General features: G+C 67.9%; 12 protein-coding genes. All 12 read right to left on the bottom strand.

The genetic code is table 11. The features are described from left to right. Window positions 1-30 precede the first annotated feature (30 nt). The 12 genes from NCG93_RS07870 to NCG93_RS07815 all read right to left on the bottom strand — a co-directional run bounded on the left by NCG93_RS07870 (window position 31) and on the right by NCG93_RS07815 (window position 11,030). Complete coding sequence (locus NCG93_RS07870) at window positions 31-1,473, bottom strand: hypothetical protein (RefSeq protein ID WP_194414508.1); 1,443 nt, start codon at window positions 1,471-1,473, stop codon at window positions 31-33. 360 nt (window positions 1,474-1,833) lie between these two features. After that, window positions 1,834-2,049: an Rv0909 family putative TA system antitoxin gene (locus NCG93_RS07865; protein ID WP_194414509.1), complete on the bottom strand. Its 216-nt coding sequence runs from the start codon at window positions 2,047-2,049 to the stop codon at window positions 1,834-1,836. Window positions 2,050-2,209: 160 nt separating this feature from the next. Then, window positions 2,210-3,403 carry an elongation factor Tu gene (tuf, locus tag NCG93_RS07860; protein ID WP_194414510.1) on the bottom strand — a complete coding sequence of 398 codons (1,194 nt, stop codon included), beginning with the start codon at window positions 3,401-3,403 and terminating at the stop codon, window positions 2,210-2,212. Between the two features lie 159 nt (window positions 3,404-3,562). After that, on the bottom strand, window positions 3,563-5,677 hold the full coding sequence (gene fusA, locus NCG93_RS07855; RefSeq protein ID WP_194414511.1) for an elongation factor G: 2,115 nt from the start codon (window positions 5,675-5,677) through the stop codon (window positions 3,563-3,565). A gap of 80 nt (window positions 5,678-5,757) precedes the next feature. Continuing rightward, window positions 5,758-6,228 carry a 30S ribosomal protein S7 gene (rpsG, locus tag NCG93_RS07850; protein WP_055962856.1) on the bottom strand — a complete coding sequence of 157 codons (471 nt, stop codon included), beginning with the start codon at window positions 6,226-6,228 and terminating at the stop codon, window positions 5,758-5,760. A gap of 5 nt (window positions 6,229-6,233) precedes the next feature. After that, window positions 6,234-6,602 carry a 30S ribosomal protein S12 gene (gene rpsL / locus NCG93_RS07845; RefSeq protein WP_018187369.1) on the bottom strand — a complete coding sequence of 123 codons (369 nt, stop codon included), beginning with the start codon at window positions 6,600-6,602 and terminating at the stop codon, window positions 6,234-6,236. A gap of 302 nt (window positions 6,603-6,904) precedes the next feature. Beyond that, window positions 6,905-7,561: a hypothetical protein gene (locus tag NCG93_RS07840; protein ID WP_194414512.1), complete on the bottom strand. Its 657-nt coding sequence runs from the start codon at window positions 7,559-7,561 to the stop codon at window positions 6,905-6,907. Then, the gene (locus NCG93_RS07835) at window positions 7,561-8,175 is read right to left on the bottom strand and encodes a hypothetical protein (RefSeq protein WP_194414513.1); all 615 of its coding nucleotides are present in this window, start codon (window positions 8,173-8,175) and stop codon (window positions 7,561-7,563) included. Before NCG93_RS07835 ends, NCG93_RS07840 begins: the two co-directional genes overlap by 1 nt. Further along, window positions 8,172-8,999 carry a hypothetical protein gene (locus NCG93_RS07830; protein ID WP_194414514.1) on the bottom strand — a complete coding sequence of 276 codons (828 nt, stop codon included), beginning with the start codon at window positions 8,997-8,999 and terminating at the stop codon, window positions 8,172-8,174. Before NCG93_RS07830 ends, NCG93_RS07835 begins: the two co-directional genes overlap by 4 nt. Window positions 9,000-9,007: 8 nt before the next feature. Then, on the bottom strand, window positions 9,008-10,375 hold the full coding sequence (locus NCG93_RS07825) for a hypothetical protein (RefSeq protein WP_194414515.1): 1,368 nt from the start codon (window positions 10,373-10,375) through the stop codon (window positions 9,008-9,010). Next, window positions 10,372-10,668, bottom strand: a complete 297-nt coding sequence (locus NCG93_RS07820) for a hypothetical protein (protein ID WP_194414516.1) — start codon at window positions 10,666-10,668, stop codon at window positions 10,372-10,374. The genes NCG93_RS07825 and NCG93_RS07820 overlap by 4 nt, the downstream gene beginning before the upstream one ends. A 74-nt stretch (window positions 10,669-10,742) precedes the next feature. Next, complete coding sequence (locus tag NCG93_RS07815; RefSeq protein ID WP_194414517.1) at window positions 10,743-11,030, bottom strand: WXG100 family type VII secretion target; 288 nt, start codon at window positions 11,028-11,030, stop codon at window positions 10,743-10,745. Window positions 11,031-11,032: the final 2 nt, after the last annotated feature.

The following is an 11,032-nucleotide window of genomic DNA, read 5'->3' as shown; positions in this document are numbered from 1 at the left end:
CGCGACCGCCCTCTTTACCGTCTGTCGGCGTTACTCCGCGCGCGCGTGACGGCGACGGTAGGCCGCGATCGCGACGACCGCGACGCCGGCGAGGAGTGCCGTTCCGCCCGCCGCGACGATGATCGGGCTGACCCCGCCACCGGTCACTGCCAGCGCCTCCGCGTCGGTCGACGTCGGGGTGCCGGCCGGCTCGTCGCCGCTGCCCACGGGCGGGTTGGCGCAGAGTACGGTGGCCTGCGGGTACTCGACCTCCGTCGCGTAGGTTGGGTTCACCTCGAACTCGACCGTGACGCCCGCACGGGTCCACGCGAAGTTGCCGTCGGTCTGCACGTACTCGCCGTCGACGAGGTCCCAGCCGGGCCACATCTTCGGGTTGCCGTCGGATGCCCCGGGCCAGAGCAGCTTGCCGCTGAGAGGCTGGTTCGCGACGACGTAGTCCTCGCCATCCGGGTTCACGAAGGTGATGGTGACGGGGGTGGAGCTGTCGACCACGAGGCCCTCGGGCAGAGACACGGCATAGCCCAGGTACGGCACGTCGCCGACGCACACGGACTGGATCTCACCGGGCACGAGGGGGCACGTGCCGAGCTCGGCCTGCGTGAGGGGCCTGTCGGTCTCGACCTCAGAAGACGACGGCTCACCGGGCTGCCAGGTCTCCGCCGTCTCGTCCCACACGAACTCGGCGGTCGTCGTCGTCGTCCTGACCGTTGCCGTGGCGCTGGTGCAGTCGACCGTCGTCCTGCTGGACTCGCTCGTCTGGGGTCGAGGCTGCTGTTCGGGCTCGTCGGAACCGCAGTTCTCCGTGAGCTTCGACAGATCCGGCACGGTCCACTGCGTAGGCACGCCCTGCGGGAAGACGTTCCCCGGAGCGGGCGTCGCCATCCAGATGGTCGACCCGTTCGCTCCCGGAGCCGACAGCCACGTCACGCCGGCGGTCTGGAAGAGCTCACCCTCCCCCTCGCACGACGGGAGCGTCCAGGTGAGCGTCGGGGTCACAGCACGCGGCTGGTCTTCGGGCGTCTGCCCCTTGCAGACGATCCAATGCGAGACCTGCGCCTGCTGGCCGCCGTTGTTGACCGGGGAGTCGTAGGCGACGCCCGCCGCGGGGTGGACGATGACGCTGTTCCAAAGATCGCCCGCCTTGATGACGAGCAGCTCCCAGTGATCGCCCGGCCAGGACTGATCGAACCGATTGAGCGTCACCGTCTTGCCGTCGGTGCTCACGGAGCCATGGCCCGAGCTGTTCGGCCCATCGACCTTGTAGCACTTGACCATGTGGGCGGAGTAGAGATCCTCCCAGTAGGCCGCGCCGTTCGACTTCGGGACCCACTTCACGAGCTGCGGTACGCCGTCCGCCACAGCTGCCGTGGGCGGCGCTGTCGGTCCATCGGCGGTGGCGCCGGCGGTGACCAGCGGAGCCACGACGAGTGCCGCGGCGACCAATGCGCCCGCGACGATTTTCAGAGATTTCATGCGCACTGCAGGCACACCCATTCCTCCCGGCGCAGAGCGCCGTGTTTCAGCGGCGCGCGCACGCGCCGTCCCATCGGCGCGCGGGGGGACGCACCGTCTTGCAGCTCGGCGGCGCGCGGCACCGCCCCTTCCTTCGATGAGCGGGGGGAGCACACCGATGAGGCCCGAAAGGAGGGCCTTGGATCACTGACAGGGGGGGTTGCCTTTGACCACGAGCGGCAGCCGTTCGCCACACTGCTGGCTGACGAGCCGTCGCTCGCTGAACGCTATCGCCCTCCCGCGACAGCGCGCCACTCGACGCGCCGACGCAGAAGCGGCCCGGAATATCCGGGCCGCTTCGGCGTCGAGACGTGGGAGCGTCTACTCGTGACCGATGGACTTGTCGATGCTGTCGCGAACGCCGTCGACGTGCTGGTCGACGCTGTCCGGCGCCACCTTCTTCACGAAGTCGGCGGCGGCGTCGAGCACGTTGTCGCTCACGCCTTCCGCCTGCTCGGACTTGATCGCGTCGTCGATCTTGTCCTTGTTCTGCTCCAGGAACTCCTTGCCCTGGTTCACGAGATCGTCGATGCCCATTTCCGCTCCTTCTCGGCCCCCCGCTGAGGCGCTTCGAGCCCATTCTGGCCGGGGCGAAGCACCGTGCAACACCCCGGCACGACGAAGGGGCCGGGCCCGAAGGCCCGACCCCTGTCGGTGACGGATGCCGCGGCATCCGTCGAAGGAACTTCGAAAGAAGTTACTTGATGATCTTCGTGACCGTGCCGGCGCCGACGGTGCGGCCACCCTCACGGATCGCGTAGCCGAGGCCCTCCTCCATGGCGATCGGCTGGATCAGCTCGACCGTCATGTCGGTGGTGTCGCCGGGCATGACCATCTCGGTGCCCTCGGGCAGCGTGATGACGCCGGTGACGTCGGTGGTGCGGAAGTAGAACTGCGGACGGTAGTTCGTGAAGAACGGGTTGTGACGGCCGCCCTCCTCCTTGGACAGGATGTACGCCGTGCCCTCGAAGTTGGTGTGCGGGGTGACCGAACCGGGCTTCACGACGACCTGGCCGCGCTCGACGTCGTCACGCTTGGTGCCGCGCAGGAGCAGACCACAGTTCTCGCCGGCCCAGGCCTCGTCGAGCTGCTTGTGGAACATCTCGATACCGGTGACGATCGTCTTCTGCGTCGGGCGCAGACCCACGATCTCGACCTCGGAGTTGATGGCCAGCGTGCCACGCTCGGCGCGGCCCGTGACGACCGTGCCACGGCCGGTGATGGTGAAGACGTCCTCGATCGGCATGAGGAACGGCTTGTCCTTGTCGCGCACCGGGTCGGGGATCGACTCGTCGACCGCCTCCATGAGCTCGAGGATCTTCTCGGTCCACTCGGCGTCGCCCTCGAGAGCCTTCAGGCCCGAGACGCGCACGACCGGAGCGTTGTCGCCGTCGAAGTCCTGCGACGACAGCAGCTCGCGGACCTCGAGCTCGACGAGCTCCAGGATCTCCTCGTCGTCGACCATGTCCGACTTGTTCAGCGCGACCAGCAGGTACGGCACGCCGACCTGCTTGGCGAGCAGCACGTGCTCGCGCGTCTGCGCCATCGGGCCGTCGGTGGCGGCGACCACGAGGATCGCGCCGTCCATCTGAGCAGCACCGGTGATCATGTTCTTGATGTAGTCGGCGTGACCCGGGGCGTCGACGTGAGCGTAGTGACGCTTGGGGGTCTCGTACTCGACGTGCGAGATGTTGATCGTGATGCCGCGCTGGCGCTCCTCGGGAGCGGAGTCGATCGACGCGAAGTCGCGCTGCACGTTGGTGGCCGACGGGTACTTGTCGGCGAGCACCTTCGAGATCGCTGCGGTGAGCGTGGTCTTGCCGTGGTCGACGTGACCGATCGTTCCGATGTTCACGTGCGGCTTGGTGCGCTCGAACTTGGCCTTAGCCACTGGGTCCTCCTCAGGACGTTCGTGTAGAACTTCCGGACGCTGGTGTGCGCCGGTCGCCTACGGGGATATCTCCACCTTAGTGGAGACGGTTCTGGTGATTCTGTGTGAAGTTGTGCCCCCGGGATGCCTCGTCACCGAGGCATCCCGGGAGAAAAGGGCTTACTCGCCCTTGACCTTCTGGATGATCTCGTCGGCCACGGCGCGAGGAACCTCGGCGTAGCTGTCGAACTCCATCGAGTACACGGCGCGGCCCGAGGTCTTCGAGCGCAGGTCGCCGATGTAGCCGAACATCTCGGACAGCGGGACCAGCGCGCGGACGACCTTGACGCCCTGGGCGTCCTCCATGGACTGGATCTGGCCACGGCGCGAGTTCAGGTCGCCGATGACGTCGCCCATGTACTCCTCGGGAGTACGCACCTCGACCGCCATGAGCGGCTCGAGGATGACGGGGTTCGCCTTGCGGACGGCCTCCTTGAAGCCCATCGAGCCGGCGATCTTGAACGCCATCTCGGACGAGTCGACGTCGTGCGACGCGCCGTCCGTGAGGATCGCCTTCACGCCCACCATGGGGTAGCCGGCGAGCACGCCGACGGCCATCGCGTCCTGGAAGCCCTGGTTGGTCGGCTCGATGTACTCGCGCGGGATGCGGCCACCGGTGACCTTGTTCTCGAACTCGTACGTCTTGTCGGCCGTGACCTCGAGCGGCTCGAGCGCGAACTGGATCTTCGCGAACTGACCCGAACCACCGGTCTGCTTCTTGTGCGTGTAGTCGTGACGCTCGACGACCTTGCGGATCGTCTCGCGGTACGCCACCTGCGGCTTGCCGACGTTGGCCTCGACCTTGAACTCCCGCTTCATGCGGTCGACCAGGATGTCGAGGTGCAGCTCGCCCATGCCCTTGATGACGGTCTGACCGGTCTCGGAGTTCTGCTCGACGCGGAACGTCGGGTCCTCCTCGGCGAGCTTCTGGATCGCGAGACCCAGCTTCTCCTGGTCGGCCTTCGTCTTGGGCTCGATCGCGACCTCGATGACCGGCTCCGGGAACGTCATCGACTCGAGGACGACCTGGTTGGTGCTGTCGGACAGCGTGTCACCCGTGGTGGTGTCCTTCAGACCGATGACGGCGTAGATGTGACCGGCGGTGACGGAGTCGACCGGCATCTCCTTGTTGGCGTGCATCTGGAAGATCTTCCCGATGCGCTCCTTCTTGCCCTTGGTCGCGTTGACGACCTGGGCGCCGGAGTCGAGGTGACCCGAGTACACGCGGATGTACGTGAGGCGACCGAAGAACGGGTGCGTCACGATCTTGAACGCGAGCGCCGCGAACGGCTCGTCACGGTCGGCGTGACGCTCGATGATGATCTCTTCGTTCTTCGGGTCCTTCGCCTCGATGGCGGGGACGTCGAGGGGCGACGGGAGGTAGTCGACGACCGCGTCCAGCATGGGCTGCACGCCGCGGTTCTTGAACGCCGAGCCGCAGAGCACGGGGTAGAGCTCCGAGGCGATGGTGAGCTTGCGGATCGCGCCCTTGATCTCGGCGACCGTGAGGCCTTCGCCACCGAAGTACTTCTCGAGCAGGTGCTCGTCGGACTCGGCGACCGTCTCGAGCAGCTTCTCGCGGTACTCGGCCGCCTTGTCGGCGAGCTCGGCCGGGATCTCCTGGATCTCGTACTTCGCACCCATGGTCACGTCGCCCTTGGCGTCGCCGGGCCACACCAGCGCGCGCATCTCGACGAGGTCGATGACGCCCACGAAGTCGTTCTCGGCGCCGATGGGCAGCTGGATGACGAGCGGCTTGGCCTTCAGGCGGTTGACGATGGTGTCGACCGTGAAGTAGAAGTCGGCGCCGAGCTTGTCCATCTTGTTGACGAAGCAGATGCGGGGCACGTCGTACTTGTCGGCCTGACGCCACACGGTCTCGGACTGGGGCTCGACGCCCTCCTTGCCGTCGAAGACGGCGACGGCACCGTCGAGGACGCGGAGCGAGCGCTCCACCTCGACCGTGAAGTCCACGTGACCGGGGGTGTCGATGATGTTGATCTGGTTCTTGTCCCAGAAGCACGTCACGGCGGCGGACGTGATCGTGATGCCGCGCTCCTGCTCCTGCTCCATCCAGTCGGTGGTGGCAGCGCCGTCGTGCGTCTCGCCGATCTTGTGGTTGACGCCCGTGTAGAACAGGATGCGCTCGGTCGTCGTCGTCTTGCCGGCATCGATGTGCGCCATGATGCCGATGTTGCGGACCTTGTTGAGGTCGGTGAGCACTTCTTGTGCCACGGGGGTCTGTCCTTACTTGTGGTGACGGATGTCGCGGACCCGCCGCTCCCGTGGGTTCCACGGGAGCGGCGAGAAGGCTGTTACCAGCGGTAGTGCGCGAAGGCGCGGTTCGACTCGGCCATCTTGTGGGTGTCCTCGCGGCGCTTGACCGCGGCACCCAGGCCGTTCGACGCGTCGAGGATCTCGTTCTGCAGACGCTCGGTCATCGTCTTCTCACGACGACCCTTCGCGTAGCTCACGAGCCAGCGCAGCGCCAGCGTGTTGGCGCGGTGAGGCTTGACCTCGACCGGCACCTGGTAGGTCGAGCCACCGACACGGCGGCTCTTGACCTCGAGGGTCGGGCGCACGTTGTCGAGCGCCTTCTTGAGCGTGGCGACGGCGTCCTGGCCGTTCTTCGCCTCCACGCCCTTGAGGGCGGTGTAGACGATCGACTCGGCGATCGACTTCTTGCCGTCGACGAGGATCTTGTTCACCAGCTGGCTGACGATGGGTGCGCCGTATACCGGGTCGTTGACGACGGGGCGCTTCGGGGCGGGTCCCTTACGAGGCATCTTTCTCAGCCCTTCTTCGCGCCGTAGCGGCTGCGAGCCTGCTTACGGTTCTTGACTGCCTGGGTGTCCAGAGCGCCACGGACGATCTTGTAACGCACACCGGGGAGGTCCTTCACACGACCGCCACGGACGAGCACGAGCGAGTGCTCCTGCAGGTTGTGACCCTCGCCGGGGATGTACGCGGTGACCTCGGTGCCGTTGCGGAGCTTGACACGGGCGACCTTGCGCATCGCCGAGTTCGGCTTCTTCGGGGTGGTGGTGTACACGCGGGTGCAGACACCCGCCTGCTGCGGGTTCGCCTTGAGCGCCGGCGCCTTGGTCTTGGTGACCTTGGGCGAGCGACCCTTGCGAACCAACTGCTGAATGGTTGGCACGTTCTCTCCTTGTCGATCTGCGCGGTTGCGACGCGCAGCTGCTGCACGGTGACAGCGTCGTGGTTTCACCACAAATCCACCGGCGCGACAGCGTGCTGTCGGGCGTTTCGTGGTGGATATGCCGTGGGGGTGGCCTGTTCGCAGGCCGTTCCCTGAGATGCGGCACCCGTCCGGCCGCCGACACGCCGAGGCACGTCGGACGGCGCGCGTGAGCGCACACCCGCTCTATGATACGCGGGATTCGGAGGTCGGGCAAACGCGGGTCGTATGCCGGGCGCTCAGTGGCCCCTCGTGTCGGCCGGTCACGCCTTTGGAGGCATCCAGCGCATGGTGCTGAGGATCACGTCACCCGTCTCGAGCAGGACCTCCGTGACCGCGGCCGCGTCCGGCGCGGCGGGTTCGCCGGGCAGCGACACCCCGTCGAGGTTCATCACGGTGAAGACGAAGTGCAGCGCGCGGCGGGTGTCGGCCTCGCCCTCGACCGGCACGACATAGTGGCGCACCCGGGTCCGCAGCGCCGGCTCCCCCGGTTCGCCGTCCATCTGCTCATCGCGGGTCCACCGCCACATCGTCGTCTCGGTGAACGCGGGCACGTCGACCGGTGCGTTGCGGGCGAGACGGCGGATCGCGGCATCCCACGAGACGTCTGCCGGGCGGACGAACGGCGCCACGGTCAGCACCGCCGGCAGCGGGTTGCCACGAATCAGCGGAGGGAGGTAGGCGTCGAACGCGCGTGAAGCCCGCAGGGCCGACCGCAGCTGCGAGATCATGCCTCTCATCTGCAGCACGAGGTCGGGACGACCTGCTTCCTTGAAGCGCGCTACCGCCGCCTCTGCCATCTCGTCCGCCAGCACCGAGGTCGGCACTCGGCGCCAGCCGGCCGGGCACAGCAGGCGATACGGGGTGGGCGCGGTGGGCGCCGGCTTCTCGACGCCGAGCAGCTCATCTCGCAGCGACATCAGCGCCCGCCTTCGGATCCGGCGGACGACGACTCCGAGAGCGCGGCGTCCGCGATGGCGGCGAACAGGACCTCGGTGTCGACGGCGCGCGCGTTCGCGGCGGCCGGGTCATGGTCGTTGGTGACGATGTAGCAGACCCACGCCGGCGCGACCCCGAGCCATTCGATCCGCGGCATGGGCACCGGGTCCTCGTCCGACTCCTCCCGCAGCACCAGCACGAGGGTGCGCCGGCGCACCGCCGAGACGAAGCCGGGAACGTCGAGCCGGTCCAGCACGGGGGTCACCGCGGTGAACCCGGTATCGGGCAGCAGGTCGGCGGCATCCGTGCCGTCCGGCGTGCGCGTCTCGAGGTAGACGTCGACGAATCCGGTCGGCACACCGTCGATCGGATAGTGCCAGAACCGGCCCCAGACGTGTGCGGCCGGAAAGAGCGCCACCGCCTGGGCGGCGGCACGGACGACCGGTGCGACGACATCCGCGTCCGGGCGACCCTTCGTCGTCTCGTCGGCGAGCCAGTCGGCCCACGATGCCGCATCGGTCCATCGGGTGTCCACGTAGTCGAGCGGCACACGGATCCAGCGGTTCGAGTCGTACTCGACGTCGACGAGCGTCACGACGCGTCACCCGCCCAGACGACCGGCGGCTTCTTGCGCCGCAGGCGGCGCGCGTCCTGAGGACGGATGATGCGCTTCTCCTCCAGAACCGTCAGCACCACGTCGTAGGACTTGTCGGCGCTGCCGCGCTCGGCGGGGCTCAGCTTCAGAGCCACACCGGCCCACCACTGCTCCACCGGATCCACGACCGGCTCGGTCGCGTGGATGAATTCCGGCGATCCCAGCGCGTCGCGGTCCGCGCGTCGCGCGTAGACGGCCAGTGCGATGGCGCCGAGGATGGCTGCCGCGAGCAGGCACACTCCCGCGATCGGACCCCACGGCTCGTAGTCGTCGACCTCGTCCCAGTTGATCACGATGAACGCCAGCGCCACGGCCCAGAGCACGGCGAGGAAGAGGTACATGCGGAACCCGTTGCGCGTGCGGGAGCCGAAGTACTTCGAGCGCGGTCGCGTCCGTTCCTGGCTCACGAGGCCGACCAGGCTGACGACGGCGAGCACGCCGACCCACAGCGCCCCCGCGTCGACATCGATGGCGACGCGGCCGTTGCGCGGGGACGGCAGGATGAACGACACCGCGACGACGCCCACCAGGAACGCCACCACCAGCACGACCTCTCGCCACCGAGGCAGCCCGCCCGCGTCCTTCAGCTGCGGCAGTGCGGCACGCGCGCCCTCGGCGCGATCCAACTCACCCTTCAGACGGGGAACCGCCACGACGAACGCACCACGAGACGCGTCCACCACGGCCCCGAGCGGCTTCATCCGCTCCAGTTCTGGGGAACGGCGCCCGATGTCGGCGCGCACACCGCCTTCGAGATCCGTCACGTGGGCTCCTATCGGGCGAACGGGTTGAAGTCGAGCAGCGGGAGGTCCGACACCGTCGGCAGCTCTCCGCCGAACCAGCCTGCCACGGCGCTCGTCGACTGCTCGACGCCGTTGACGAAGTTGAGCACGTTCACGCCCTGCGCGATCCGCCCCGCCGCGTCCACGGTCTCCACCCACGTCGTCGCCGCGACCCGCGGCACCCCGCTGGTCGGCCAGGCGGTGAAGATCCGCTCCGAGAGGCTCAGCGCCTGCCCGTCGAGCCTGGCGCCGCCGGCGCGGATGGCGTTCCACGCCCCCTGACCCCAGTTGCCGATGCTGGACCGCAGGAAGTCGTCGGCGAGGTCTGTCGCGCGCGAGGCACGCGCAGCCTGACCGCCGCGGACGCCTCCTGCGCCGGCGATCGTGCGAAGCCCGTCCTCGACGGCGTTCCGGCCGGCACCGATCACGCTCTCGGTGGCCGTGCCCATTCCCGCTGCTGCCCGGAGCGCCGGGAAGAACGCCATCCCCCCGCCGCGCATCGCCTTGACCACGCCGCCGGCGAACGGCAGCACGGCGACGACGTCGAACACGAGGTCCCAGACGCCGACGCGTTTCGAACCGGCGACCATCATCCCGATGTGGATCACCAGGGTCAGCACCGCCGCGATCGTCGCCGCGACGAGGAGGAAGGCGGCGAGCGGTCCGGTCGCGATGAGGGCGGCGATGACGAGGATCGTGCCGATGACGGTGAGCGCCTGCGCGAGGAAGTCGAAGGCGTCCTCCCACGGGTTGTCGTCGATGCCCGACGTCGTGTACGCGCTCTCGAGGTCGCGCACGGCGGCCTCGTACGCGTCCTCCCAGACGCCGTACCCGGACTCGAACGACGTCCAGAGCCCGTCCAGCTCCCCCTCGCGCAGCCCTTCGGCGTGACGTGCGTCAGAGAGGGCGTCGTCGGCGTTCGCGAGCTGCTGGTCGGTCGCCTCGTCCTGCCACGGCCACGGGTTGCGCAGATCGTCCGCGGTCCCCTCCGCGTCCTGGCGCGCCTCCACGGCGGCGTTGTGCCGGTCGATCGCGGCCCAGATGTCGTCGATGAGCGGATTCACCGTGCGCGTCTGCGCGGTCAGCAGGGCGCCGGCGTAGGTCACGAGCACGGGTCCGGACGCCGTGTAGCGCTTGGCCACCTGGCCGAGCAGGTGCGACAGCTCCCCCGCGTCCTCGCGGATCGCGTCGAGCCCCTCGGCCTTGTAGCGCTCCTCGCTCGACAGCTTCTTCAGCTCTCCGGAGGTCCACTCCATCCGCTGGCCGACGAGCGTGTAGCTCTCTCCGGCGGACTGGATGTCGCCCGGGTCGCCGTCGAGCGCCTCGAGCCGGAAGTGACGATGGGGTGAGTAGGTCATTCCGGGTCCTTCGCAAGCTCCACGTCGAGTTCACCGATGGTGTCGACGAAATCCTTGAGGTGCTGATAAACCTTGTCGAGATCCTCCACGACGACTTCGCGGTTGCCGTCCCACCCCGACTGGAACTCGTCGACCTTGTCGCGAAGCTCCGACCGTCCTGCGGGCCGACCGACCGCGTCCGACACGTCATCGGTGTCGCCGCCGATCTCCTCGAACTCCGTCTTGAAGTTCCCGAGTCGCGTCACCATCGTCCGCAGGTCGTCGAGATCGACGTCGATTCCGTCACCAGCCATGCGCGCAGCCCCTCTCGAGATGGACAGATGGATGCCGGCGGCCAGGGCCGCCGGCATCCATCAGAGAATCAGTGTCAGTTGCCGGCGAGTGCCTGGTCGGTGTCCTTGATCGCCTGCTGCATCTTGCGCAGCGACTCGCCCATGTCGGAGATGCCCTCGATGGCCTTCTCCAGGCCGGTGGTGAGCTCGTTGTAGCCCTCACCGAACTTGCCCGACGCGTGCTGCGTCTTGAAGTCGTCGCCCAGCAGACGGTCCACGTCGCTCTTGAGGCGACGCAGCACGTCGCCGATCTCCTCGCGACCGGAGTCGAGCTTGCCCGACATGGCCTCCATCTCACCGTAAGACGCCTTGAAATCAGCCACGA

Origin of the sequence: Microbacterium yannicii (assembly GCF_024055635.1) — a bacterium.
GTDB classification, from domain to species: Bacteria; Actinomycetota; Actinomycetes; order Actinomycetales; family Microbacteriaceae; genus Microbacterium; species Microbacterium yannicii.
Note: the sequence above shows the minus strand (reverse complement) of the source record. Positions and strands in the feature narration are given on the sequence as shown.

Bases quoted from the DNA above. Each gene is read 5' to 3' on its own strand.
- NCG93_RS07870 (WP_194414508.1), bottom strand. From the start codon at position 1,473: ATGAAATCTCTGAAAATCGTCGCGGGCGCATTGGTCGCCGCGGCACTC.
- NCG93_RS07865 (WP_194414509.1), bottom strand. From the start codon at position 2,049: ATGGGCATCGACGATCTCGTGAACCAGGGCAAGGAGTTCCTGGAGCAG.
- rpsG (WP_055962856.1), bottom strand. From the start codon at position 6,228: ATGCCTCGTAAGGGACCCGCCCCGAAGCGCCCCGTCGTCAACGACCCG.
- NCG93_RS07840 (WP_194414512.1), bottom strand. From the start codon at position 7,561: ATGTCGCTGCGAGATGAGCTGCTCGGCGTCGAGAAGCCGGCGCCCACC.
- NCG93_RS07825 (WP_194414515.1), bottom strand. From the start codon at position 10,375: ATGACCTACTCACCCCATCGTCACTTCCGGCTCGAGGCGCTCGACGGC.
- NCG93_RS07820 (WP_194414516.1), bottom strand. From the start codon at position 10,668: ATGGCTGGTGACGGAATCGACGTCGATCTCGACGACCTGCGGACGATG.